The sequence below is a fragment of the Nocardioides sp. SRI_004 genome, from assembly GCF_057586415.1.
Map to the genome: position 1 here is coordinate 26,014 of NZ_JBYCZV010000022.1, position 23,613 is coordinate 49,626.

The window sequence follows — 23,613 nt, forward strand, 5'->3', positions numbered from 1 at the left end:
AGAGGGACACTACTTGCATTGCAAGGCGTGGTCAACCACCGTTGGTTCCCGTTGGAGCGCGGAAAGGAAGACGCGATGCAGGAACACCTCACGACCGCCGAAGTGGCACAGGTCCTCCGGGCCCCCGCCGAGACGGTGCGCTACTGGCGCCACGTCGGGAAGGGCCCGCGGTCGTTCAAGATCGGCCGCCGCGTGCTGTACGCCCGCGAGGACGTCGAAGCGTTCATCGAGGCCGCCAGGTCGAAGGCTTCTTGAGTGGTGGAGACCTTCTACGCCTTCGACCCGACGGCGCCGCCTCCGCCGGCGCGGGCCCACGGCCCGGTGTGCACCGAGGAGTGCCGGCAGCAGTCCCGGCCGTGCCACCTCGCTCGGTGGCGCCGCAAGCCGCCGGCGCCCGAGGTCGCGTGTCCGCATTGTGGCGCGGTGGCCGGCAGCCCGTGCCGGGTGATGTCCCGCGACCGTCGGCGGCTCGCTCACGCGCGCGAGGAGTGCCACCCCTCGCGCCTGGAGGCCGCCGCGTGACCTGGACCCGCCTCGGCGATAACTTCTACGACCGCGCCGACCTCGGCCGCGTGTCGCGCAGCGCCCGACTGCTGTTCGTCGAGCTGCTCGTCTACTGCAACCGCGAGCTGCTCGACGGCGCCTTCCCGGCGTACATGCTGCGCCGGATCTGCGACGACCCGGACTCCCTCGAGCTCGTCGCAGAGCTCGAGGCGGCCGGCCTGGTGACCGCCTCGCTTGAGCGCGACGTGCTGCACGTCGACTGGACTGACCAAGAGGACGCGGAAACCGTGCGCGCGCGACACAGCCGCAACGCGGACAGGCAGAAGCGATACCGGCTGCGGAAGGAACTACACGCGGCTGGCGATCACAGCCAGTGCGACCCCCGGTTCTGCAACCGCGTGACAGGTAACGCGACGGGTAACGAGACCGGGATCGTTACGCCCTCCCTTCCCCACCCCTCCCTTCCCGTCCCGAAGGGACAGGGACAGGGAGGGGGCACCGGACCGGCCAGCGCTGACGCGCAACCGGCCGGCGCCGCAGGGGAAGCCGCTACCCGCCTCCGCCTCGCCCCGCATCCCTGGACCGGCGAGTGCTGCGCACTCCCCGACGAGCACCCCATCCACCAGGTGCGCGAGCAGGAGGCGAGCTGATGGGCCACCTCGACCGCTACGGCGACCCCGCCGACGAGCACCCAGACGACGAGACCTCTCCCCCGAGCCACGACGACCGATGCCGCGATGGATGGCTCGGCGAAGACGCCGCCGGCCGCCCCATCCCCTGCCTGACCTGCCGACCCCACCTCGCCCCGAAGGGACGCCCCCGATGAAGCGCTACTACCTGACCTGCATCGGCTGCCACCGTCGCGGCACCGTGCTCCGCCCCGAGCCCCGGATCCCGCTCTGTCGCGACTGCCGAGCCGAGCGGGACCAGACGCCGCGGCGCCAACGCCGCCGGACCACCCGGAGGACCTGATGACCAACACCCCGAAGCCGAAGCGCGCCCGGAAACCCCGCGCTCGCAAAGCAGCGCCCGAGCCGCCGCGAGAGACGCCCGTCCAGGCGTTCAAGCGGAGCAAGAAGTCCACCCCCGGCATGCCGCCGAAGATCGTCGACCCCAACCACCACTGAGGAGCACCCATGTCCATCGCCAACCGCATCATCCGCCGCCACGCTGAGCCTGCCCCGCGCCCCGTACCGCCCACCCCGCTCGTCCGGGTGACCACCGCCTTTGAGGCCGGGCCCTTCGCCGGCCTGCTCCCCGCCCCGCGCATCCCGAGGAACAACGCACCCGCCTCCGCAGACGTCGCCACTGTCGTCGGCGACGAGCTCGCCGCGCCCCTAGTGAAGCTCGAGGCCGCTGTCGTCGCCGCCACCAACGCCCTCAACGAGCTCGAGCACAACCGCCCCGGCCCGCTCGGCGACGGCTGGACAGCCGCCATGGCGGCCGACGCCGCCGACCACGCCGCCGGCAAGCCGTCGAAGGAGTTCCGCTCCGCACGCCTCCTCAAGAGCGACCCCGACCGATGGGCCGCCGCTCACGTCGCGGCACGCTTCGTCTCCGTCGCCGCAAGGCAGTGCGAACAGGCCCTCGACCGCGCCGAGATCGCGACCACGGCCGCACGTGTCGCCCGACAGCACGCCGCCGCCTTCGCCGAGCACGCCGAGGAAGGGTGGAACGCCCGCGAGCGGCGAGCCGAGGCGTGGCGCTGCTACGACCTGGCACAGGAAGCCGCAGCCGCATTCGAGGAGGCGTCGGCCGTCGCGGAGTGGGCCAAGCCGGGATCGTCTCCGGAGCTCACCCCCGAGGCCCGCGGCTTCTGGGAGGCGCTGCACCTGGCCCTGCACCCGCAGCAGCGGCTGCTGTCGGCGCCCACTGATATCGACATCCCCGAGGGCGCACACAAGCTGTTCGGCATGGCCTACGTGCCGGACCAGGGCCTTGCCAACCTCCGGGAGCACGGCCACAACGAGATCGGAGAGATCGCGTGAGCCTGGCCCACGCCGCGGCGCCCCCAAACCTCAACCTCACTTCAGGTTCGAGGTGGGCACGGTGACGCTCCTCGGCTCCATCATGCTTGGCAAGCCGGTCCACATCGACGGTACGACGCTGCTGCTCGAGGCCAACAGCCTCGACGAGTGGGCCAGCGCCGACAGCCTGGAGATCCCCGTGCTCTGGCGCCACGACGTACTCCAGCCCGCCGGCTGGGTCACGCGCGCGCAGATCACCAACCGCCACCAGCTCCTGCTGTTCGGCGAATGGGACGACACCTTCGACCCGGTCACCGGCAGAGTGCGCGACCTGGTCACCACACGCCGGGTCACCGGCCTGAGCCCGATGGTCACCACCCGGCAGGCCGAGCGGTACTTCGGCTACGTCCGCGGCCGCGGGCACTTCGACATCGGCGACGTCCACACCATCGACGAGGTCTCGATCACGCCCAACCCGAGGCATCCCGCCGCACATTGGCTGGCCGCATGACCAGCCACATCCTGAGACACCCAGCGGACCGGGAGCACGGCACGGCGGAGGTCCTCCCGTCCATGGCCGCCAGCCACTCCCGGCCCGCTGGGCCCGACACCCGTTCTTCGGGGCCGGCACCCCACCCCCGACATGCCGGACTGTCCGTGTCTCTCTCCCTGGACCACGCCCGATCACGGGCGATCTCCCACTCGACAGGAAGGCGGTAGGCCGATGCCCACCCGACCCATCCGGATCTCCGTCGTCGCGGACGCGGACAAGGCCCGCAAGGACCTCTCGAGCCTCGGCGACTCGATGAAGCGCGGCCTGACCGTCGCCGCGGCCGCCGGCGCGGCTGGCATCGCCGTTCTCGCGAAGTCGTCGATCACCGCTGCGTCCGAGGCTCAGCAGTCGATCGGCGCGACCCAGGCGATCTACGGCAAGTACGCCAACACGGTGATCAAGCAGAGCAAGGAAGCGGCCGACGCGGTCGGGCTGTCGGCCAACGCCTACCGGGAGTCGTCGAACCTCCTCGGCGCGCTGTTCAAGAACCAGGGTGTGTCGCTGGGCCGGCTGTCGTCGACCACGAGCGAGCACCTGAAGCTGGCGTCCGACCTGTCGGCGATGTACGGCGGCACGGTGACCGATGCGGTCGACGCGCTGACCGCGGCCTACAAGGGCGAGTTCAACCAGCTCGAGAAGTACGGCGTCACGCTCAAGCAGGACACCATCAACACGGCCGCGAACCAGGTGGCGAAGCAGAAGTACGGCAAGGAGCTGAAGAAGCTCAGCCCGGCGCAGGAATCAGTGTCGAAGCAGCTCGCGACCCAGCAGCTCCTGTTCAAGCAGACCAAGGACGCCGCCGGATCGTTCGGGCGCGAGTCGAACACGCTCGCCGGCCAGCAGCAGCGCCTCGGCGCCGAGGTCGACAACGTGAAGGCCGAGATCGGCACAGCACTCCTGCCCGTGATGACCGACCTCGCGAAGTTCGCCCGCAGCGAGATCGTGCCCGCCGTGCAGGACTTCTCGAAGTGGCTCGGCAAGAACCAGGGCGAGATCAGGTCGACGGCACGCGAGATCGGGTCCGCGCTCCTGCCGCCGCTCGAGGCGACGGCCAAGGTCGTCGGCGAGACGACGAAGTTCTTCGCGAACCTGCCCGGTCCGGTGAAGGAGGTCGGTGTGCAGGTCGGCATCGCCGCGCTGGTGCTGCCGAAGCTGTCGGCCGGCCTGCTGTTGGCCCGCACCTCGGCCACGGCGGCCGGGGCGTCGATGGTCACGTTCGGCCAGCGGCTCGCGCAGAACCGCGCCGCGATGTCCTACCAGACCACGGCGTTCGGCAAGGCTCGAGAGGCCATGGTCGGCTTCGGTGGCGCGGCTCGGTCTGTCGCCGGCGTCGGCGGCATGGTCGCGCTGATGCAGGCGTCGAAGCAGACGTCGACCGAAATGAAGACGCTGACCACCGCCGCCGGCGGTGCGCTGCTGGGGTTCTCTCTCGGCGGTCCGTGGGGTGCGGCTATCGGCGCCGGCGCGGGGGCGCTGGTGGGCCTCTCCAAGAGCGCTGACACCGCCAAGGACGGGGTCAACAGCCTCGGCCAGACGATCGGGACCGCCGAGCATTGGGCCGAGGTCGGCAAGCAGGCCTATGACCGGATCCGGAGCTCCCTCAACGAGCTGACGGCGGCCTACACGAAGACGACCACGGCGGCCGTCTACAACAGCCTCCAGGAACAGAACGCCTTCAACGGCCTGTCCAACCTCGGGCTGACCCGGCGCGACGTCGTCCGGGCCACGCTCGGCGAGGCCGACGCGGTCGCCCGAGTCAACGCCGCGCTCCAGCTCGGCAACATCACCACCCAGCGGGCGGCCGACGCCGCCGAGGCTCTGACCGGCGGCATGGAGGCAGTCGGCGGCACCATCGTCAAGGCGACGACGGACGCGAAGAACGCGGCGATCGCCACCGCCGACTTCGGCAACGCGCTGAAGGGTCTGCCGACCGCGAAGCGCACCGCGATTGAGGCGGAGGGCGTTCTCCCGACGACCCGCGGCATCGCCAGGCTGGCCAACCGCTACGACCTGCTCCCGAAGACGGTGAAGGCGATCATCCGGGAGACCGGGGCCGAGACAACCGGCGCGAAGGTCGCGAAGGTCCGCGAGCGGCTGATCGCCGTGCAGAACACGAAGGTCACGCTGAAGGGCTGGCTGGCCGGCATCAAGACCGCGATCAGCGAGGGTGCGCATATCTCCGAGCGCGACCAGAAGATCATCAAGAAGAAGCTGGAGGCGATCGAGAAGGCGCACCCGAACCTGGCGCCCTACGTCAAGAGCGTCCGCACGGCCGTCGCCAACGCGAACACCACCGCCGCCGGGTCGACCAAGGTCGGGAACCAGCTAAAGCAGGGTCTGCTGAACGGGATGGCCGGCACTGGCCCGGCGCTGTCGGCGATCATGTCGGGCGCGGTCCGCGATGCGATTGCGGCCGCCAGGCGGGAGGCCGACAGCCACTCACCGTCGCGCAAGACGGCCGAGCTGGGCCGTGACCTCGGCGCGGGACTCGTCGTCGGGATGCGCGCCTCTCAGCCGCGGGCGCGCACCGCCGGTCAGAAGCTCATGTCGGCGGTGCTCGAGGGCGTCCGGGCAGGATCGTCCGGTGTGTCCTCGGCGCTCGAGAAGATCAGCGCGCAGATCGAGAAGTCGATCACCGGGAAGAACGAAGGCGCGCGCGAGCGTGCCCTGTTGAAGCGCTACGCAGCGACCTTCCGCGCGCTCCGACAGAACGGTCTGGCGCAGGACCGGGTCACCGCCAAGCTCGAGAAGGCGCGCGACCGGCTGAAGGAGCTGACCGACCAGTACGACGACTACAAGAAGGCGATCGTCGACTCGATCAAGGCGACGGGCGACGTCACCCAGCTCGGCCGCAACGAAGACGGCACGGTGTCGATCACGTCGCTGATCAACGAGCTGAAGAACAAGGTCGTGGCAGCGCAGCGTTTCGCCGCGCTGATCCGCCAGCTCGCCGACGACAAGCTCAACCAGGCGTCGATCCAGCAGATGCTCGACGCCGGCCCGGAGGCGGCGCTGGCGACCGCGGAGGCGATCGCGGCAGGCGGCGCGTCGGCGGTCACGGAGATCAACGCGCTGCAGGCCGAGCTCGCGAAGACGGGCACGCAGCTCGGCGGGTCGATGGCCGACCGCTACTACGGCGCCGGTGTGCAGGCGGCACAGGGGCTCGTGAAGGGACTGGAGGCCGAGCAGAAGTCGCTCGACAAGATCGCCACCACCATGGCGACGGCGCTGGTGACGGCCGTGAAGAGGGCGCTGGGCATCAAGTCGCCGTCGCGGGAGTTCCGCAAGATCGGCGACCAGGTGACGGCCGGCCTGATCGTCCAGCTCAAGTCGAACGGAACCTACGTGAAGCGCTCCGGCGCGGTGATGGCGTCGCAGCTCCAGAAGGGCTTCGGCACGCCGGCGCTCGAGGCGTTCGCGTCGCAGAACAGCGGGCGAGAATCGGAGCCGATCGAGATCCGGCTGTCTGCTGACCAGCTCGACAAGATTTCGCATGGCGCGAAGATCCAGGCCACCCTGGACTTCGCGCGCTCGAACGGTGTCCGAGGAGTGACGTTCTGATGAGTTGCTGGAGCGTGGAGGACAAGAACGTCGCGCTCGAGCGGCTCACCGAGACCCAGGCCTACATCCGCAGCGTCACGATGGCGGCCAACGAGGGCGAGCCGACCAACGCGCTCGAGGTGGTCGCGCACCTCATGGCCGACGTCGAGTTTCTGGCTCGCGTGGTCGAGCGGCTCGTCCGGGAGGCGTGATCCTCACGCATCAGGAAGGCTGTCGAACCATGCGCGGAGATCCTCAAGCGCGTACAGGGTGACGCCGGTCGTCCTGCCATCGCGGTCGGCCGATGTCGACTTCGCGCGGAGGTGGCCGGCGTACTGCGCCCGCTTGATGGTGTCGGGGGACACGCCGAGGATCTCGGCGGCCTCCCGTCGGTTGAAGGAGATCCGGGGAAGCGGCTGGTCGCTCATCACGTCGCTGGAGCATAGGTCGGCGTAGCATCCTGGACGTGATCTCCGCGGCGCTAGGGCTCGCCGACCGCATCGTTCATGCTCTGCTCGACGGCTACATCAACGCCGGACGGCCTGGATGGGGCCGACTCCAGCACTGGCAGTGGCGCCTCTGCAACGCCTGCGAGCGACCGCGCCGACGGTGACGAGGCGCACCACCTGACGAAAGACAGGGCCGCCCCCGCCTGCTTGGATGGGGCGGCCCTGCGCTGCCGGGCGACATTGGATCGGACCCTTCATGCACAGTGGTTCGCATGACACAAGAGTTCGTGTACCTCTACGGCTCCGACGAGCAGGCTGAAGACGTGCAGCGCCGACTCGTCGCTGAGGGATTCCGAGTCCACAAGGCCAAGCGGATGTCCGGCGGGATCATGGTCCGGGTCCGCACCGACACCGCCGACGAGGCGGCCGTGGACGCCGCTGTCGCCGAACTCGGCCCCGACCTCAAGCGCGGCCCCGGCGGCGCTCCCTCGGCGACGATCGTCGGCTACCGCGACGGGCTCGACTGAGCCTCCAGCCACGCGGCCGCCTGCTCGGCCTCTCGCGACAGGGCCCGGAGGTCCGCCGCAGCGAGGTCGTTATCCGGGACGATGCTCTCGACGATGGTCGCGAACGGCGCTCCGTCTCCGAGCGCCCAGAACACGAAGCGCCCCAACGGAGAGCCTTCGTGCAGGGGGACGTCTCGCGGGTCGCAGTCGCCGAAGGCGGCGTGCTCGGCCGGCGTGTAGACGCACCATGCCGGACAGGTGATCTCGACCAGATGGCTCCCCCGCCGCCGGTCGTTGGATGATGCAGTCATGGTTCTTGTGCTCCTATCGCACTAGTTCCTAGGCCCTGGTCGGTGCTCGAACACCGGCCGGGGCCGCTTTCGTGTGGGGTGGGGCGAGCGCCCCGGTGAGCTGTGGTTCCTCCTTCCGCTCAGTCCGCAGAGAGTCCGCAAACCAGTCGCGGACGCTCAACGGTTATCAACACGTTTCCGCAGGTCAGGCCCCGCTAGTCAACGGTGGTCAACGGTTATCACTGACCGTGGCCCACAAGGAGACGAAGAAGTGAGCCCGAGCCCACGAGCCCGGAGAAGCGGAGCTGCCGCGCGCAGCGGATCCCGGGCTCGTGGGCTTGCGGCGAACGCCTGAGTCGCGCGAGCGCCAGCGAGCGCAGACGAAGAAGGCCTGACCTCGGTCGACGGTCAAGGACCTAGGTCCTGATTTCGGGAGCCGCGCACCCCTCGGGGTGCGCGGTTCCTGTCATTTCGGCCTCCGGGGCCGATCCCTCCTCGCACACCCGGGCTCTCCCCTGAGCGCGGGCCAACCGGAGGGAGACACCCCGCGATGCATCGCGCCCTGATCAAGATCGTCCTCGCCCTGGCCGTCAGCCTGGGCCTCACCCTGACCTGGGTCGGCACGCCGGCCCAGGCCGCTGCCCCGGCCGCCGCGGCACCCGCCGCCGCAGCGGCGACCCCCGACTGCTCGAGCCAGGAGGCGGCGTACGGCCAGAGCCGCTCGACGCTCGCCAAGCGCCAGCGCGCCTACTCCAAGGCCAAGCACGCCGTCGCGAAGGCGTCGCAGGCGCTGAAGAAGGCCCAGGCCAAGAAGGCCAAGGGCAAGAAGGCGAAGAAGGCGAAGAAGGCGTCGGTCGCCAAGGCGAAGCGCTCGCTGAACGCCAAGAAGCGGACCTACAACAAGTCGAAGGCCGAGCTCGCCAAGGCGAAGAAGGCCAACGACACCGCCCGCACCCGCTACAACGACTGCAAGGCGGTCCCGGCCGGCCCGACGGCCAGCCCGGTCCAGAGCCTGTGCGACGCCGGCGTCCCGCAGCCGATCTGCGACACCCTGGCCACCCTGATCCCGAGCGGCAGCACCGCCAGCCCGCTGGCCCTGCTGTGCAGCAGCGCCCCGCAGGCCCAGCCGCTGTGCGACCTGCTCGAGACCGGCACCGCTCCCGACCCCGAGGTCCTGCTCGGCGTCCTCGACACGGTGCTCACCGCCCTCGGCCTGGACGACCTGCTCGACCAGCTGCTCGGTGGCCTCGGCCTCGACACCGTGCTCGACCCGACCGGCCTGGGCGACCTGCTCGACCTGCTCGGTCTGGGCGGCCTGCTCGGCGGCTGATCCCGACCCCTCGGTACGACGAGCGGCCGCACCCCACCCGGGGCGCGGCCGTTCGTCGTACCGGTGCCGTAGGCTCGGCCGCGTTCAGGTCCCCACTTCACTCGGAGGAGCGGCATGTCCGAGACGAGCGTCCCCGCGGCCGGCGCCACGCCCATGACCGGCGACCCCGCGGAGGTCGAGCTGCGGCTGCCCGCCGACGGCGCCTACGCGTCCGTCCTGCGCACCCTCGCCGCCGGCCTGGCTGCCCGGGTCGACTTCACGATGGACGACATCGAGGACCTGCGGATCGCGGTGTCCGAGGCGGCCGCGATGGTGCTGGACGAGGCGGCCGAGGGCTCGGTGCTCGACTGCGTGTTCCGCCTGCAGCCCGGCGAGCTGGCGATCGCGATCAGCGCCGTGGCGAGCGCGCCCGAGGCACCCGACTACGAGAGCTTCGGCTGGCAGGTGCTCGCCACGCTGGCCGCCGAGGCCGCCATCGACGCCACCGCGGACACCTACACGGTGCGGCTGACCCTCCGGTCCTCGCTCGAGTCATGACCGCCGACCTGTCTCGGGGCGATCGGCGGTCGATGTCGATCGAGGAGACCCGACGCCGCAGCGCCGAGCTCTTCGTCGTCTTCCGCGACGAGGAGCGCTCGGCCGCCGAGCGCGACACCGCGCGCGATGCCCTCGTCCACCTCCACCTGCCGCTCGTCGAGCACTGCGCGCGCCGCTTCCGCAACCGCGGCGAGCCCTACGAGGACCTGGTCCAGGTCGGCACGATCGGCCTGATCAAGTCCGTCGACCGCTTCGACACCGAGCGGGGCGTCGAGTTCTCGACCTACGCCACGCCCACGATCATCGGCGAGATCAAGCGCTACTTCCGTGACAAGGGCTGGGCGATCCGGGTGCCGCGGCGGCTGCAGGAGCTGCGGATGCAGATCAGCGCCTCCACCGCCGAGCTCACCCAGCGCCTGGGCCGCTCCCCCACGCCCCGCGAGCTCGCGGAGGCGATCGGCTGCTCGGTCGAGGAGATCGTCGAGGGCATGGAGTCGAGCAACGCCTACTCCACGCTCTCCCTCGACGCCACCGACGACGACTCCGACGGCGGCGCCGGCCAGAGCATGCTCGACGCGATGGGCGTCGACGACGAGGCGCTCGAGCACGTCGAGATCCGCGAGTCGGTCAAGCCGCTGCTGGAGAACCTCCCCGCCCGGGAGAAGAAGATCCTGCTGCTGCGGTTCTTCAAGAACATGACCCAGTCGCAGATCGCCGAGGAGATCGGCGTCTCGCAGATGCACGTCTCCCGGCTGCTCAGCCGCACCCTCGAGCAGCTGCGGCAGTCGCTGGAGTCCGAGGGCTGAGCCGCTCGCCCGGTCAGTCCTCGTCGGCGGTCGGGTCCCGGTCGAGGGCGGCGAGCGTGTCCGGGTGCAGCATCCCGGCGAGCACGATGCCGGAGCACACCGCCAGCGCGATCGCCACGACCACGTGCTCGCGCACGTTCCACGCCAGGCCGAGCATGATCAGCTGGGTGATCAGCACCGGGCCGCGCGCCCAGGTCGCCCGCCGGTGGAGCCCCCACGCGGCGGCGACCAGGACGACGCCGTACGCCGCGAAGAAGACCGTCACCGACAGTCCCATCGAGCGCCGCTCATCGACCAGGTTGACCGTCTCCAGCACCGCCAGGATGAGCAGCACCAGGGCCTGGACGCCCACCAGCGAGGCCGCTGCGGTCAGCGGCGGCGGGTTGCCGGCAGCCGCGCCGGACGGTTCCTGGGGCCCCTCGGTCACGGTCCCGAACCCTAGGCCATCACCGGCCACCAGCTATTTGTGACCCATCAGACCACCGGAATTGCTTGATTCGCGAACGAATCCTTGGAACTCTTGCCGGAGCGATCGTGAAGCCGTTCACTTTTGCGGTTTCACGTGTGCCCTCTGACCGGGCCTTCCGAACGTATGGAAAGCGAGCATCTCCCCCATGGATTGGCGACACCGTTCCGCATGCCTCGACGAGGATCCGGAGCTGTTCTTCCCGATCGGCAACACCGGCCCGGCCATCCTCCAGATCGAGGAGGCCAAGGCGGTCTGCCGGCGCTGCGACGTGCGCGAGCAGTGCCTCGCGTGGGCGCTCGAGGCGGGACAGGACCACGGTGTCTGGGGTGGGCTCAGCGAGGACGAGCGCCGCGCGCTGAAGCGCCGCAACGCCCGCGCGAGGGTCCGCCAGCCGGTTTGAGGCTGAGCCTCACTCCACGGGGAGCGTGAAGCCGGCCCGGGTGCCGCCGTCCGGGGCGTGGCCCAGGGTGAGGTGACCGCCCAGCTCGGACTCCACGAGCGTGCGCACGATCGACAGGCCCAGGCTGGTCGCGGCGTCGAGGTCGAAGTCGGCGGGCAGGCCCTTGCCGTCGTCCTCGACCGCGACCTCGAGCACGGCACCGTGCCGCTCCGCCCGGAGCACGATCTCGCCCTTGGCGCCGTTCTCGTAGCCGTGCTCGGCGGCGTTCTGCATCAGCTCCATCACGACCATGGCCAGCGGCGTGGCGATCTCGGAGGTGAGCACGCCGAAGCTCCCCTCGCGGCGCACGCCGACCTGGGCGGTGGTCGAGCCGACGTCGGTGACCAGGCGGGCCAGCCGGTCGGCGATGTCATCGAAGGCGACCGTCTCCTCGACGGCCTGGCTGAGGATCTCGTGCACGATCGCGATCGACCCGACCCGTCGTACCGCCTCCTCGAGGGCCGAGACCGCCTCCTCGGACCCGATCCGTCGGGCCTGCAGGCGGAGCAGGGCCGCGACCGTCTGCAGGTTGTTCTTCACCCGGTGGTGGATCTCGCGGATCGTGGCGTCCTTGGTGACCAGCTCGCGGTCGCGCCGCCGCAGGTCGGTGACGTCGCGGAGCAGGATCATCGCGCCGATGTGCTCGCCCTTGGGCCGCAGCGGGATCGCTCGCGCGATGACCGACACGCCGTCGCCCGGCCCGCCCGCCGAGCCGAGCTCGGTGTCGCGGTGGGCCCGCCCGCCCAGGACGGCGCTCAGCGTCTCCTCGTCGGGCCGCTTCTTCGACGGGACCAGCTCGCGGGTCAGGTCGGTGAGCCGGTGGCCGGTGAGGTCGCCGGTGAGCCCCAGCTTGCGGTAGACCGACAGGCCGTTGGGGCTGGCGTAGACCACCCGGCCCTCGGCGTCGACGCGGAGGAAGCCGTCGCCCACGCGCGGCGAGTCCGCGTGGTCGCTGCGCTGGCCGGCGCTCGGGAAGAGGCCGGTCGAGATCATGTGCGCGAGGTCCGACGCGGCCTGGAGGTAGTTGATCTCGAGCAGGCTCGGGGTCCGTACGCCGAGGAGGTTGGTGTTGCGGCTGACGACCGCGATCACGCGACCCTCGTGGCGCACCGGGATCGCCTCGACCCGGACCGGGACGTCGTCGCGCCACTCCGGGTCGCCCTCGCGCGCGATCCGGCCGAGCTCGTAGGCCGCGTCGACGAGGGTCCGGCGCCCGATCGGCAGGAAGCTGCCGACGATGTCGTCGACGTACGCCGTCGGGCCGGTCGTCGGCCGCATCTGGTCACCCGCCCAGAAGCCGCTGCCGTCGCGGTCGGGGAGCCACAGGACGAGGTCGGCGAAGGACAGGTCGGCGATGACCTGCCAGTCGGCCTGGAGCAGCTGGAGCCATGCGATGTCGCCCGGCGCGAGGTCGGTGTGGCGCCGCGCGATGGCAGACAGGGAGGGCACGTCACCGAACGTTACCGACCGGACTCACGCTCGCTTCACGGCGTTTGGCAGAATGATCCCGGAGCCTGTCTCCAGGTATCCGTGGGGGGATTCAGGTCGGGCTGGTCCGTGAGGGGTTTTTCTTGATGGCGTCGGTGGATTGGTCACGCCTGCAGCAGGGACTCCGCAACGGTGAGCGGACTCCCCCTGCCGAGCACCGTCTCTCGGACCTGACGGCCGACCTGACCCGGATGCTGGGCGACCCCGACCCGCACGTCCGCGACGGGCTCGCCTACCCGTTCCTGGCCACCTGGACCGAGCACGGCGTGTACGACGACCTGCTGGCCGGTCTCGGCGACGGCATGTGCGCCGGGCTGGAGGTCGGCATCGGCGAGCGCGACACCGACAGCGTCTTCCGCCGCAGCTTCTCCGCGCTGGTCCTCGCCGAGTGCATCGACCGCGACACCCGGGTGCGCCGTCAGCCGCCGAGCCGGATCATGCAGTGGGGCGACCGGCTGATGGCCTGGTACGTCCGCGAGCGCGACCTGCGCGGCTTCGTGCCGGGCAAGGGCTGGGCGCACGCCGCCGCCAACGGGGCCGACGCCCTGGGCGCGCTCGCCCGGTCGCCGTACTTCGGGTCGACCGAGCTGACCGTGGTGCTCGACGTCATCGCCGACCGCGTGCTCGACCGGGACACCCCGATCCTCGTGCACGGCGAGCCGGACCGGATCGCGCACGCCGTCATGGAGGTGCTGCGCCGCGACCGGGTGCCGCTCAACATCGTCGAGCCGTGGGTGCGCCGGCTCGAGGCCGGGGCCCGCGAGCGGGTGCTGACCGGCGCCGACCCCTATCTCGTCAACGGCAACGCCCAGGCGGTGCTGCGCGCCCTCTACCTGCAGCTGACGATCTCGCCGCGCCACCCCTCGATCCGGCCGGACCTGCTGCTGGCCCTCGTCGCGTCGCTGCGCCGGGTGCACCCGGTCTTCCTCGCCTAACCCCCTCCTCCTCGTCGCCCCTGCTGGCTAGGGTGCGGACGTGACCACCACCACGGACGACACCTCCGCTGCGGGCACCGAGCGCCACGGCCACGCCGGCGAGCTCGCCGTCGCCGTCGCGCAGGCCCACGGCGTCGAGACGATGTTCACCCTGTCGGGCGCCCACGTCTTCCCGATGTACGACGGCGCCGTCAAGAGCCAGGCGGACGGCGGTGGGCCGCCGGTGCGCCTCGTCGACGTCCGCCACGAGCAGACAGCGGCCTTCGCGGCCGAGGCGACCGGCAAGCTGACCCGGGTGCCGGGTCTCGCGGTGCTGACGGCCGGGCCCGGGGTCACCAACGGGGTGAGCGCGATGGCGCAGGCGACCTTCGCCGGCTCCCCCATGGTCGTCGTCGGCGGCCGCGCCCCCAACAACCGCTGGGGCACCGGGGCGCTGCAGGAGATCGACCACCTGCCGATCGTCACGCCGGTCACCAAGCACGCCGCCACGCTGATGACCGCCGACGACGTGGCCGCCGGCTTCGACACCGCCTTCACCCAGGCCCGCTCGTCGCACCGCGGTCCGACCTATGTCGACGTCCCGATGGACGAGTTCTTCAACGTCGGCACCGGTCGGGTCCCCGTCGTCGGCGAGCTGCGCGGGGCCGCGCCGGACACCGACGCGATCGACCGGATCGCCGGGCTGCTCGCCCGCGCCGCGCGACCGGTGCTGGTCCTCGGCACCGACGTGTGGGCCGACCACGCCGAGGACGCCGCGCTGCGCCTGGTCGAGGAGATGCGGCTGCCCGCGATCACCAACGGGATGGGCCGCGGGGTGGTCCCCGGCGGGCACCCGCTGCTCGTGACGAAGGCCCGCGGGGCCGCGCTCGGTGGGGCCGACCTGGTGGTGGTCGTCGGGACGCCGCTCGACTTCCGGCTCGGCTACGGCGTGTTCGGCGGGAAGGACGGGGCCGAGCCCGCGGGCGTCGTACACATCGCGGACTCGGCGGGCCAGCTCTCGCAGCACGCGGCGCTGGCGGGGTCGGTGGCGGGCGACCTGACGGCCGTGCTCGACGGCCTGCTCGAGGCGCTCGCCGGCGCTGCCCAGCCCGACCGCTCCGACTGGATCACCTCGCTGCAGGACACCGTCGCTGCCGCGTCGGCCCGCGACGCGGAGCTGCTGGGCGCCGAGGCGGACCCGGTGCACCCGGCGCGGATCTACGGCGAGCTGGTCCCCCGGCTCGCCGACGACGCGGTCGTGATCGGCGACGGCGGTGACTTCGTGTCCTTCGCCGGCAAGTTCGTGGAGCCGAAGCGCCCCGGCTGCTGGCTCGACCCCGGTCCCTACGGCTGCCTCGGCGCCGGCCTGGGCGCGGCGATCGGGGCGCGGATCGCGCGGCCGTCGTCGCAGGTCGTGCTGCTCCTGGGCGACGGCGCGGCCGGCTTCTCGCTGATGGACGTCGACACCCTGGTCCGGCACGGCCTGCCGGTCGTGATGGTGATGGGCAACAACTCCGCCTGGGGGTTGGAGAAGGGCCCGATGCAGCTGCTCTACGGGTACGACGTCGCGGCCGACCTCGCGCCGCGCACGGCCTACGACCAGGTGGTCTCCGCGCTCGGTGGTGCCGGCGAGACGGTCACCGACCCCCGCCAGATCGGCGCGGCGCTGGACCGGGCCTTCGCCGCGGACGCGCCGTACCTGGTCAACGTGATCACCGACGTCAACGCGCCCTACCCGCGCAACACCTTCGGCATCTGAGGGCGGCGATGACACCGAGCGCGACGCTGACGTTCACGGTCACCGAGGCGGACACGGCGCTCGCCGTCGGCTCGGGCAGCCTGCCCGTCCTCGGCACGCCGCGGCTGCTCGCCTGGTGCGAGGCCGCGACCTGTGCTGCCGTCGAGGCCGACCTCGCCGACGGCGAGACGAGCGTCGGCACCCGGATCGAGCTCGAGCACCTCGCGGCGACCCCCGTCGGCGGGACGGTCGAGGTCACCGCCCGTCAGGTGTACGCCGACGGCCGGCTGCGCCGGTTCGCGGTCTCGGCCCGCAACGTCGGCGCCGACGGTCGGCCCGGCAGGCTCGCCGGCTCCGGGGAGGTCACCCGGGTGGTCGTGGACGCCGAGCGCTTCCTCGGCCGCCTGCCCGGGTGACCCCTCTCCTCTGATTCTCAGCCGAGCTTCTTGACGACGACGGTCGACGACGGCTGCCAGCGGGCGCTGCCGGCGTACGCGATCTTCACCGACGGCACCAGCAGCAGGATCTGCGTGATCGCGACCAGTGAGGGCTTGCAGCGGGCCACGCCGTTGGCGTCGGTGGTCGCGGTGCACAGCAGCGGGTCGCCGAGCATCGCGTTGGTGCCGCGGAAGGTCACCGTGGCGCCGGCGATCGGGGTGGCCGTGCCGCCGGTCAGCACCGCGGTCAGCTCGCCGCCCAGCAGGACGTTGCCGAGGATCACGACCGGTCCGCCGACCAGCGAGGTCGCCCCCTTGCCGACCGTGATCGAGAGCTGCCGCGTGGCGCTCGCCGCCGGCGTGCCGCCGTCGGTCACCTTGACCGTGAAGGTCGACGTGCCCGGGTCCCCCGTCGGGGTGCCGGAGATCCGGCCGTCGGCGGTGAGCTGCAGGCCGGCCGGGAGCGAGCCCGACGCCAGCGAGAAGGTGTACGGCGCGTCCCCGCCCGTGACCCCGACGGTCACGTCGTAGGCCGTGCCCACCGCGGCGTCCGGCAGGGAGGTCGTGGAGATCGCGACCGGCGGGGCGACCACCAGGGTCACCTCCAGGGTCGCGACGGCGCCGATGCCGTTGGACGCGCGGACCGTGACGGTGCGCTCCCCGACGGCGGTGGTCGTCCCGGACAGCGTCGCCGTGCCGTCGCCGTTGTCGACGAAGGAGAGGCCCGCCGGCAGGCTGCCGGTCACCGTCAGCGCCGCGACGGGGAAGCCGCCGGCGGCGTAGGTGAACGAGCCGGCGCGGCCGGACACGAAGCGCACGGCCGCGGGGCCCTCGACCGAGGCGGCCTCCTCGACGGTGAGCGAGGTGGTCGCGGTCGCGTCGTCGCCGACCCCGTTGGTCGCGGTCAGGCTGACCTCGTGGACGCCCCCGGTCCCGGGCGCGGGGGTGCCGGTGATCGTGTCGCCGTCGACCGCGAGCCCGGCGGGCAGGCCCTCGGCCGTGACCTCCGGGTGCGGGAAGCCCCCGACGGTGAGGTCGATGCCGGTCGTCGTACCGACGCGGGCGGTGGTCACCGCCGCGACGTCGAGCGACGGAGCCTCCTCGACGGTCAGCGCGAACGGCCAGGTGGCGTCGGCGCCCACCCCGTTGCTGCCCTTCACCGTGATGGCGTACTCGCCGCCGGTGCCCGGCTGGGGCGTCCCGGCGAGGGTGCCGGTGCCGTCACCGTTGTCGGTGAGGGCGACACCGTCGGGCAGGTCGCTGCCGGTCGTGATGGTCGCGACCGGGTGGCCGCCCGTCTGCTCGAAGACGTCCGGTCCGCCCGGCTCCCCGACCGTGTACGTCGACGCGCTCGGTCCGCTGAGCCTCGGCGCCTCGGCGATCTCCACCTCGATGTCGGCGTGGCCCGAGCCGGCCTCGTTGGTGGCGGTCACCGTGACGGTGTGGACACCGCCGGTGCCGGTCGCCGGCGTACCGGACAGCGTGCCGGTGCCGTCGCCGTTGTCGGTGAAGGAGAGCCCGGCCGGGAGGCCGCGCGCCGAGAGCGTGGGCTCCGGGGAGCCGGTCGCGGTGACCGTGGCGGCGGGGTTCGCCGGGCTGCCGACGGCGAGGTCGACGTGGTCGGGGCCGTCGACGGTCGGGACGACCTGCTCACGCTCGACGGCGCCGATGTCGCACTTCGCGCCCTGAGGTCGGGCCGTGCCGCGCTGGTCGGCGCCCGAGCCGCAGGTCAGCCGGTCGAGCAGGGGGCTCGAGGAGGACGGCAGGCGGGTCGGCGTCGGACCGCCGTTGTCGGCCAGCGGGCCGAGCTCCGGGTCGGCCGAGGTGGCCACGCCGCAGCCGGTGTCACCCGGGCCGGCGTGGTTGCCTCCGTTGTTGACGACCGGGCCCGAGCAGGCCCTCGGGGTGTTGCCCGAGAAGACCGTGCCGCTGACGCCGCCGCCCGCGGGTGCGCCGGTGGCCAGGCCGCCCGCACCGCCCGCCGCGGCCGTGTTGCCGGTGATCGTGCTGTCGGTGATCGTCACCGGGCGACCGACCTGCTCGATGGCGCCGTACTGGGAGGTGCTGGTGTTGCCGTCGATCGTGCTGCGCGCGATCGTCGCGGTGTTCGTCGCGCCGGAGCCGGTCGAGTAGACGACGACCGCCGAGCCGCCGTACGCCTGGTTGGCCGACAGGGTGCTGGCGTCGACCTGCAGGCTCGTCGTGGCGTTGGCCGTGCTGGAGCCGCTGTAGATCGCGCCGCCGATGCCGCTGGAGCCGAGCGCCTTGTTGGTGGCGAGCTGGCTGCGGACCACGGACAGGCTGCCGGCGTTGAAAACGCCGCCACCGCCGAGCGAGGTCGCGGTGTTGCCCGAGACGGTCGCCCTGGTGAGCGTCGCGGTCGACGCGTCGCCGACCACGATGCCGCCACCGCCGGCGGCGGAGTTGCCCTCGACGCGGCCGCCAGTGACGGCGAGCGTCGCGCGGGTGAGGTTCTGCAGGCCGCCGCCCGCCACGGCGGCCGAGTTGCCGGTGACCACGGTGTCGATGACCGTCGCCGACGGCGTGTCCGCGACGACCGTCGAGCCGTTGGTGAGGCCGCCACCCTGGAAGGACGCGGCGTTGTTGCGGACCTTCGAGTCGCGCACCGTGATGGTGCCGGCGTTGTAGATGCCTCCACCGCTCTGCGAGCTGTTGCCGTCGACCACGCTGTCGCGGATCGTGGTGGTCACGTTGGCGGTGGCGTAGAGGGCGCCACCGGCGGTGGGCGCGCTGTTGCCGGTGAGCGTGACGCCGGTGAGCGAGAGGCTCGTCGGGGCCGAGGCCGACGCCGGCGCGTAGATGGCTCCGCCGTAGTTGGTGGTCGCGCTGTTGCCGGTCATCGAGCCGCCGGTCTGGGTATAGCCCGCGGTCGGGTAGACCGCGCCGGCGGCGAGCGCGGTGTTCGCGTCGAAGTCGACATTCGTGACGCTCACCGGCTGCGCCGTGGCCAGCGCGCCACCGATCGCGGACTTGTTCGCGATGAAGTCGTCGTCGGCGAGGACCAGGCTGGGGCCGTTGTGGTAGATCGCCCCGCCGAAGCTGGTGCCGCTCGGACCGGTGGACTCGTTGGCGCGCAACGTGGAGTTGCGGACGGTCGTGCTGCCGACGTTGAGGATCGCGCCGCCGAGGCCGTAGGCCTTCCCGGCGCCGTCGGCGACGTTGTCGCGCACGGTGACGCCGTCGAGGGTCAGGGACGTCCCCGCACCGACGTAGAAGGCGCCGCCCCAGCCGAGGTTGGCGCCGGTCGCGGTCGCGCGGTTCCCGCTGACCTCTCCCCCGGTCATGGTCAGCGTCGCGGAGCCGGCCCAGAGGTAGACCCCGCCGCCGGCGGTCGACTTGCTACCGGTGATCGAGGTGTTCGTCGTCCGCACGTTGCCGGAGACGATCGGCAGCGCACCGCCGGCCTGGTAGTTGCCACCGGTCAGCCTGACGTTCTGCAGCTCGACCGTAGCGGTGCCGGCGTTGACCGCGAGGGCCCAGCCCGCACTGGTGCTGGCACTGCCGGTGAAGGTCGCGCCGGCGCCGCCACCGACGACCTTCACGCCCTTGGTGACCAGGGGCCGGTCGGCGTAGCTGCCCGCCGCCACGTTGACGGTGTCGCCGGCCTGGAAGCCCGGCTTCGCGAGCACGGCGGTCAGCGTCGCGCAGGGGGCGGCGGCGCTGAGGCAGGTGTTGCCGTTGGCGCCGTTCTCCGCGACGAACCACGGCCCGGCCGCCTGGGCGGGCGAGGCGGCCAGGACGCCGCCGAGCGAAGTGCTGGCGGCCAGGACCGCCGCCGCGAGCAGCGTCGTACGCCGCCGGCGCGGGGACGCCTCACGGTGGAGGCGGTGGCGGGGAGCAGCGGAGCGCGCAGCGCGCGCAGGACGGACCGGCATGGTGGGCCTCGTGGGTTTCGTCCCGAGAGGGGGAGCAGACGCGCGGACACTAACACCGGGGTGAGGGCCGTCACAGCAGAATCGGAGAACCCTTGCCCGGATCGTCGCAGCGGGCCGATTTCCACGTCGGCGCAGGCACCTGAGACACTGGACCGATCGACTCTAGGAGGAACCATGGGCAAGACCGGCCGCAAGCGCCGCGCGCGCCGCAAGAAGGGCGCGAACCACGGCAAGCGCCCGAACAGCTGAGCCCGCTCAGCGTTCGCTCGAATCCCCCGGACCTGCGTCCGGGGGTTCGCTGCTTTTCACGGGCCCGGCTCGGGCCTTCGGATCAACGGCGAATCACTCCGGGCGCGGGAACTGGGTGCGCATCGCGAGGTCCCAGCCCCGGTCGCCGAGCACCTTGCGGGCCGCCATCGCGGCCGGCGCCGAGATGGTGACCGTGTAGCGGGGCTTCGGGTTGGCCTTCGTGAGCGCCTTCTCGATCACCTTCGCCACCGCCTCGGGCGGGCCACCGAAGCGGGCCATCGGGCCGTCGTACGCCTCGGTGGTGGCCGCCTGGACCTGCTCGTTGAAGGCGGCGTAGGGGCCCTCTCCGGTCGGCATGCCCGCAGCGACGGCGGCCTCGAAGTTCGTGGTGATCAGGCCGGGCTCGATGAGCACGACCTTGATGCCGAAGCCCGAGACCTCGTAGCGCAGCGCGTCGGAGAGCGCCTCCACGGCGTACTTGCTGGCGTGGTAGGCGCCGCCGCCCGGGAAGGTGAGCTTGCCGCCCATGGAGCCGATGTTCACGATCCGGCCCGAGCGCTGCTCGCGCATCACCGGCAGGACCAGCTGGGTCAGGCGCAGCAGGCCGAAGACGTTGGTCTCGAACTGGCGGCGTACGTCATCGACGTCGAGCGACTCGAGCGCGCCGGACTGGGAGTAGCCGGCGTTGTTGACGAGCGCGTCGAGGCGACCGGACCCGTCGAGGACGGTGTCGACGGCGGCGCTCATCGAGCCCTCGTCGGTGACGTCGAGGGCGACGGTGCGACAGCCCGCTGCCGCGAGGTCGGCGAGCGTCTCGGGACGGCGGGCGCTGGCCCAGACCTCCCAGCCGCTGTCGAGGAGGCGGGACGCCGTGGCGGCGCCGATACCGGAGGAGCAGCCGGTGATCAGGACGGTCTTCGTCATCCCGCGATCATGGCAGAAGCCGGCGGTCCGGCCGAGGGGTCAGCCCTCGCTGATCTGCACCTGGATCTGCTGGATCTGGATCCGCACCTTGGCGCGCAGCTCCTCGGGGGCGGTCTCGCCGCACGAGCGGGCGACCACGGCCTTCACGGTGCGCTGCAGGTCGTAGCGCTCCAGACAGGGGCTGCAGGAGTCGATGTGGGCGCGGACGACCGCGCAGTCACCGGCCTCGAGCTCATTGTCGATCAGCCGGACGATGCGCTCGAGGAAGTCGGCACAGTCGGCGCCCGTCGGGTCGTCGTGCAGGTGGACGTGGCCCTCGTGGCCCTCGGCGTGCCCGTCGGTGGAAAGGGACATCACTTGCCTCCCTCGAGGGGCGCGTCGCCGCCGGTGCGGACGTAGTCGGAGAGCATGTCGCGCAGCTGGCGGCGACCGCGGTGCAGGCGGGACATCACGGTCCCGATCGGGGTGTCCATGATCTCGGCGATCTCCTTGTAGGCGAATCCCTCGACATCGGCGAGGTAGACCGCGAGCCGGAACTCCTCGGGCAGCCGCTGCAGGGCGTCCTTCACCTGGCTGTCGGGAAGGTGCTCGAGCGCCTCCATCTCGGCGGACTTCAGGCCCGTCGAGGTGTGCGACTCGGCACGCGCGAGCTGCCAGTCCTCCACGTCACCGGTGTCGCCGGCCAGGGACTGCTGCGGCTGGCGCTGCTTCTTCCGGTAGTTGTTGATGAAGGTGTTGGTCAGGATCCGGTACAGCCAGGCCTTCAGGTTGGTGCCGGGCTTGAACTGGTGGAAGGCCGAGAACGCCTTCGCGAAGGTCTCCTGGACCAGGTCCTCCGCGTCGGCGGGGTTGCGGGTCATCCGCATCGCCGCTCCGTAGAGCTGGTCGAGGAAGGGCAGCGCGTCACGCTCGAAGCGGGCGGCGCGCTCCTCGGGGGTCTCGGTGGCGACGTCGACGACCTCGGGGTCACCGAGGGAGTCGAACGTGTCGGGTTCGAGGGAGGAGAGGTCAGAGGTCTCGGTCATCGCGTCCCAGCCTACGCGGCTGGTCGCCTGCGGCCTCTCGAGCGTCGCGATCATGAAATAGGGAACGCGTCACCTGGCGACGGCATTCCCCACGACCTCGCGGATGATCCACTCGAGCGTCGACTCCACCACGATCGCCATCGCCTCGTCCTCGCTGACCGGCCCCCGCTTGGGTACGGCGAGGCCGTGGTCGGCCCCCGGGACGACGGCCAGGTCCGTGCGACCCGGCAGCGGGTCGGGGAACTCCTCGGGCCGCCCGAACGGGTCCCGCTCCCCCTGCACCACCAGCGTCGGCACCCCGGCGAGCTCGAGCTCCTCCAGCCGCGACTTCTCCGGCTTCCCGGGCGGGTGCAGCGGGAACGACAGCGCCAGGCAGCCGCGGGCACCGAGCTCGCGCGCGGTCCGGGCCGCCGACCGGGCGCCGGCCGAGCGGCCCCCCACCACCAGCGGGGTGCGCACCCGCAGCGCGTCGGCCGCCGCACGGAGACCGACGTCCAGCGTGGCCGGCGGCGAGGCGACCTTCTTGCCGGCCCGGCGCCACGGCTGCTCGAAGAGCGCGACGTTGACGCCCTGCCCCGGGAGCCCCGCGGCGAGGGCGGCGAGGTCCCGCGCCTCGATGCCCCCTCCCGCGCCGTGGCTCAGCAGGAGGGTCACCACGGGCCGGCGCGCCCGGCGCATCACGAGCCGGCCCTCGCCGTACACGGTGGGGAGGAGGCGCTCGTCGCTCACAGCAGCGTCCCCTGGCCGTCGTCGGTCTCGTCCGGCTCCCCCGTGTCGCCCGTGTCGCCCGTGTCGCCCGTGAGCGGCAGCGGCTCGACCAACTGGGGGCCGTTGTTGGCGACATTGCCGACGGCCGTCGAGACCGGGTAGGCGCGGAGGCCGGCCTGCTGCGCCGGCGTGAGCAGCGCGGAGAGGTCGTCGATCGTGTGCCGCGGGTCGAGCCACTGCTCGCGGCTGGCCCGGTCGACGAGCAGCGGCATCCGGTCGTGGATGCGGCCGAGCGCGTCGGTGGCCTCGGTGGTGAGCACGGTGCAGGTCCAGCGGAATGCGCCCTCGGCGTCCTCCGGGACCGACTTGTCGCGCCAGATCTCGTAGAGCCCCGCCATGGCGAGGATCGAGCCGTCCCCGGGGGTGATGAAGAAGGGCTGCTTCCGCAGCTTGCCCTTGGCGTCCTTGTGCTCGGTCTCGTACCACTCGTAGTAGCCGTCCGCCGGCACGATGCATCGCCGGGAGGCGAACGCCCTGCGGAACGCCGGCTTCTCGGCGACCGTCTCCACCCGGGCGTTGATCATCCGGCTGCCGATCTTCTCGTCCTTCGCCCACGACGGCACCAGCCCCCAGCGCAGCGCACGCAGCTGGCGCACCGGGTCGCCCTCCCGCTCACCGGCCTCGTTGCGCGGCTGGCGCTCCATGACGGCGTACACCTCGTCGGTGGGCGCGACATTCCACGACGGCGGGATCGCCCGCTCCAGACGGGGGTCGAGGACCTCGAACTCCTCGACGATGTCCTCGGGGCTCCGGCTCGAGGCGTAGCGACCGCACATGGCTGCCA

27 protein-coding genes are annotated in these 23,613 nt (G+C 71.9%); 17 read left to right on the forward strand and 10 right to left on the reverse strand.

Annotated features, from left to right (window positions below; genetic code table 11):
* Window positions 1-75 precede the first annotated feature (75 nt).
* From AC2YHB_RS23075 to AC2YHB_RS23110, 8 genes are all read left to right on the forward strand, one after another.
* Complete coding sequence (locus AC2YHB_RS23075) at window positions 76-255, forward strand: helix-turn-helix domain-containing protein (RefSeq protein ID WP_487354689.1); 180 nt, start codon at window positions 76-78, stop codon at window positions 253-255.
* On the forward strand, window positions 256-522 hold the full coding sequence (locus tag AC2YHB_RS23080; RefSeq protein WP_487354690.1) for a hypothetical protein: 267 nt from the start codon (window positions 256-258) through the stop codon (window positions 520-522).
* Window positions 519-1,154, forward strand: coding sequence for a hypothetical protein (locus AC2YHB_RS23085; protein WP_487354691.1), 636 nt, complete (start codon window positions 519-521; stop codon window positions 1,152-1,154). Before AC2YHB_RS23080 ends, AC2YHB_RS23085 begins: the two co-directional genes overlap by 4 nt.
* A 321-nt stretch (window positions 1,155-1,475) precedes the next feature.
* Window positions 1,476-1,631 carry a hypothetical protein gene (locus tag AC2YHB_RS23090; protein WP_487354692.1) on the forward strand — a complete coding sequence of 52 codons (156 nt, stop codon included), beginning with the start codon at window positions 1,476-1,478 and terminating at the stop codon, window positions 1,629-1,631.
* Window positions 1,632-1,640: 9 nt separating this feature from the next.
* On the forward strand, window positions 1,641-2,492 hold the full coding sequence (locus tag AC2YHB_RS23095) for a hypothetical protein (RefSeq protein WP_487354693.1): 852 nt from the start codon (window positions 1,641-1,643) through the stop codon (window positions 2,490-2,492).
* A 61-nt stretch (window positions 2,493-2,553) separates the two neighbouring features.
* On the forward strand, window positions 2,554-2,982 hold the full coding sequence (locus AC2YHB_RS23100) for an HK97 family phage prohead protease (protein WP_487354694.1): 429 nt from the start codon (window positions 2,554-2,556) through the stop codon (window positions 2,980-2,982).
* A 213-nt stretch (window positions 2,983-3,195) separates the two neighbouring features.
* Window positions 3,196-6,585 (forward strand): hypothetical protein, encoded by a 3,390-nt coding sequence (locus tag AC2YHB_RS23105; RefSeq protein ID WP_487354695.1) that lies wholly within the window; start codon window positions 3,196-3,198, stop codon window positions 6,583-6,585.
* The gene (locus AC2YHB_RS23110; RefSeq protein ID WP_487354696.1) at window positions 6,585-6,776 is read left to right on the forward strand and encodes a hypothetical protein; all 192 of its coding nucleotides are present in this window, start codon (window positions 6,585-6,587) and stop codon (window positions 6,774-6,776) included. The genes AC2YHB_RS23105 and AC2YHB_RS23110 overlap by 1 nt, the downstream gene beginning before the upstream one ends.
* A 3-nt stretch (window positions 6,777-6,779) precedes the next feature.
* On the opposite strand, the gene AC2YHB_RS23115 is transcribed toward AC2YHB_RS23110, so the two are convergent.
* The gene (locus AC2YHB_RS23115) at window positions 6,780-6,992 is read right to left on the reverse strand and encodes a helix-turn-helix domain-containing protein (protein WP_487354697.1); all 213 of its coding nucleotides are present in this window, start codon (window positions 6,990-6,992) and stop codon (window positions 6,780-6,782) included.
* Between the two features lie 293 nt (window positions 6,993-7,285).
* Here AC2YHB_RS23115 and AC2YHB_RS23120 point away from each other — a divergent pair, with 293 nt between their 5' ends.
* Complete coding sequence (locus AC2YHB_RS23120; RefSeq protein WP_487354698.1) at window positions 7,286-7,540, forward strand: hypothetical protein; 255 nt, start codon at window positions 7,286-7,288, stop codon at window positions 7,538-7,540.
* On the opposite strand, the gene AC2YHB_RS23125 is transcribed toward AC2YHB_RS23120, so the two are convergent.
* Window positions 7,519-7,830, reverse strand: coding sequence for a hypothetical protein (locus AC2YHB_RS23125; RefSeq protein WP_487354699.1), 312 nt, complete (start codon window positions 7,828-7,830; stop codon window positions 7,519-7,521). The two genes, AC2YHB_RS23120 and AC2YHB_RS23125, sit on opposite strands and share 22 nt — an antisense overlap.
* Window positions 7,831-8,359: 529 nt before the next feature.
* Between AC2YHB_RS23125 and AC2YHB_RS23130 the strand changes: the two genes are divergently transcribed.
* From AC2YHB_RS23130 to AC2YHB_RS23140, 3 genes are all read left to right on the forward strand, one after another.
* On the forward strand, window positions 8,360-9,139 hold the full coding sequence (locus tag AC2YHB_RS23130; protein ID WP_179650610.1) for a hypothetical protein: 780 nt from the start codon (window positions 8,360-8,362) through the stop codon (window positions 9,137-9,139).
* Window positions 9,140-9,253: 114 nt separating this feature from the next.
* A complete protein-coding gene (locus AC2YHB_RS23135; RefSeq protein ID WP_218864751.1) occupies window positions 9,254-9,676 on the forward strand; it encodes an ATP-binding protein in 423 nt (140 codons plus the stop codon).
* Window positions 9,673-10,482 carry an RNA polymerase sigma factor SigF gene (locus tag AC2YHB_RS23140; protein ID WP_179650608.1) on the forward strand — a complete coding sequence of 270 codons (810 nt, stop codon included), beginning with the start codon at window positions 9,673-9,675 and terminating at the stop codon, window positions 10,480-10,482. Before AC2YHB_RS23135 ends, AC2YHB_RS23140 begins: the two co-directional genes overlap by 4 nt.
* A gap of 13 nt (window positions 10,483-10,495) precedes the next feature.
* Here AC2YHB_RS23140 and AC2YHB_RS23145 read toward each other — a convergent pair whose 3' ends face one another.
* Complete coding sequence (locus AC2YHB_RS23145) at window positions 10,496-10,909, reverse strand: hypothetical protein (RefSeq protein ID WP_207010232.1); 414 nt, start codon at window positions 10,907-10,909, stop codon at window positions 10,496-10,498.
* Window positions 10,910-11,096: 187 nt separating this feature from the next.
* On the opposite strand from AC2YHB_RS23145, the gene AC2YHB_RS23150 reads away from it, so the two are divergent.
* Window positions 11,097-11,351, forward strand: a complete 255-nt coding sequence (locus tag AC2YHB_RS23150) for a WhiB family transcriptional regulator (RefSeq protein WP_028655649.1) — start codon at window positions 11,097-11,099, stop codon at window positions 11,349-11,351.
* Window positions 11,352-11,360: 9 nt separating this feature from the next.
* Here AC2YHB_RS23150 and AC2YHB_RS23155 read toward each other — a convergent pair whose 3' ends face one another.
* Window positions 11,361-12,839, reverse strand: coding sequence for a sensor histidine kinase (locus AC2YHB_RS23155; protein WP_036542040.1), 1,479 nt, complete (start codon window positions 12,837-12,839; stop codon window positions 11,361-11,363).
* Between the two features lie 134 nt (window positions 12,840-12,973).
* Between AC2YHB_RS23155 and AC2YHB_RS23160 the strand changes: the two genes are divergently transcribed.
* From AC2YHB_RS23160 to AC2YHB_RS23170, 3 genes are read left to right on the forward strand one after another with little or no spacing between them, the layout of a single operon-like run.
* Complete coding sequence (locus AC2YHB_RS23160) at window positions 12,974-13,813, forward strand: DUF2785 domain-containing protein (RefSeq protein ID WP_308645631.1); 840 nt, start codon at window positions 12,974-12,976, stop codon at window positions 13,811-13,813.
* A gap of 40 nt (window positions 13,814-13,853) precedes the next feature.
* The gene (locus AC2YHB_RS23165) at window positions 13,854-15,551 is read left to right on the forward strand and encodes an acetolactate synthase (RefSeq protein ID WP_036542036.1); all 1,698 of its coding nucleotides are present in this window, start codon (window positions 13,854-13,856) and stop codon (window positions 15,549-15,551) included.
* An 8-nt stretch (window positions 15,552-15,559) separates the two neighbouring features.
* Complete coding sequence (locus AC2YHB_RS23170) at window positions 15,560-15,946, forward strand: thioesterase family protein (RefSeq protein WP_179650606.1); 387 nt, start codon at window positions 15,560-15,562, stop codon at window positions 15,944-15,946.
* A gap of 17 nt (window positions 15,947-15,963) precedes the next feature.
* Here AC2YHB_RS23170 and AC2YHB_RS23175 read toward each other — a convergent pair whose 3' ends face one another.
* Window positions 15,964-19,863, reverse strand: coding sequence for a beta strand repeat-containing protein (locus AC2YHB_RS23175; protein ID WP_487354700.1), 3,900 nt, complete (start codon window positions 19,861-19,863; stop codon window positions 15,964-15,966).
* Between the two features lie 174 nt (window positions 19,864-20,037).
* Here AC2YHB_RS23175 and AC2YHB_RS23180 point away from each other — a divergent pair, with 174 nt between their 5' ends.
* Complete coding sequence (locus AC2YHB_RS23180) at window positions 20,038-20,112, forward strand: 50S ribosomal protein bL37 (RefSeq protein ID WP_370249596.1); 75 nt, start codon at window positions 20,038-20,040, stop codon at window positions 20,110-20,112.
* A gap of 93 nt (window positions 20,113-20,205) precedes the next feature.
* On the opposite strand, the gene AC2YHB_RS23185 is transcribed toward AC2YHB_RS23180, so the two are convergent.
* The 5 genes from AC2YHB_RS23185 to AC2YHB_RS23205 all read right to left on the reverse strand — a co-directional run bounded on the left by AC2YHB_RS23185 (window position 20,206) and on the right by AC2YHB_RS23205 (window position 23,605).
* Entirely contained in the window at window positions 20,206-21,036 is an 831-nt protein-coding gene (locus AC2YHB_RS23185) for an oxidoreductase (protein ID WP_207010225.1), read from the reverse strand.
* 39 nt (window positions 21,037-21,075) lie between these two features.
* Window positions 21,076-21,390: a mycothiol system anti-sigma-R factor gene (gene rsrA, locus AC2YHB_RS23190; protein ID WP_051931691.1), complete on the reverse strand. Its 315-nt coding sequence runs from the start codon at window positions 21,388-21,390 to the stop codon at window positions 21,076-21,078.
* Window positions 21,390-22,061: a sigma-70 family RNA polymerase sigma factor gene (locus AC2YHB_RS23195; RefSeq protein ID WP_051931874.1), complete on the reverse strand. Its 672-nt coding sequence runs from the start codon at window positions 22,059-22,061 to the stop codon at window positions 21,390-21,392. The genes rsrA and AC2YHB_RS23195 overlap by 1 nt, the downstream gene beginning before the upstream one ends.
* Before the next feature lie 69 nt (window positions 22,062-22,130).
* Complete coding sequence (locus tag AC2YHB_RS23200) at window positions 22,131-22,790, reverse strand: alpha/beta hydrolase family protein (protein WP_036542029.1); 660 nt, start codon at window positions 22,788-22,790, stop codon at window positions 22,131-22,133.
* Window positions 22,787-23,605: an SOS response-associated peptidase gene (locus AC2YHB_RS23205; RefSeq protein ID WP_179650600.1), complete on the reverse strand. Its 819-nt coding sequence runs from the start codon at window positions 23,603-23,605 to the stop codon at window positions 22,787-22,789. Before AC2YHB_RS23205 ends, AC2YHB_RS23200 begins: the two co-directional genes overlap by 4 nt.
* Between the last annotated feature and the right edge of the window lie 8 nt (window positions 23,606-23,613).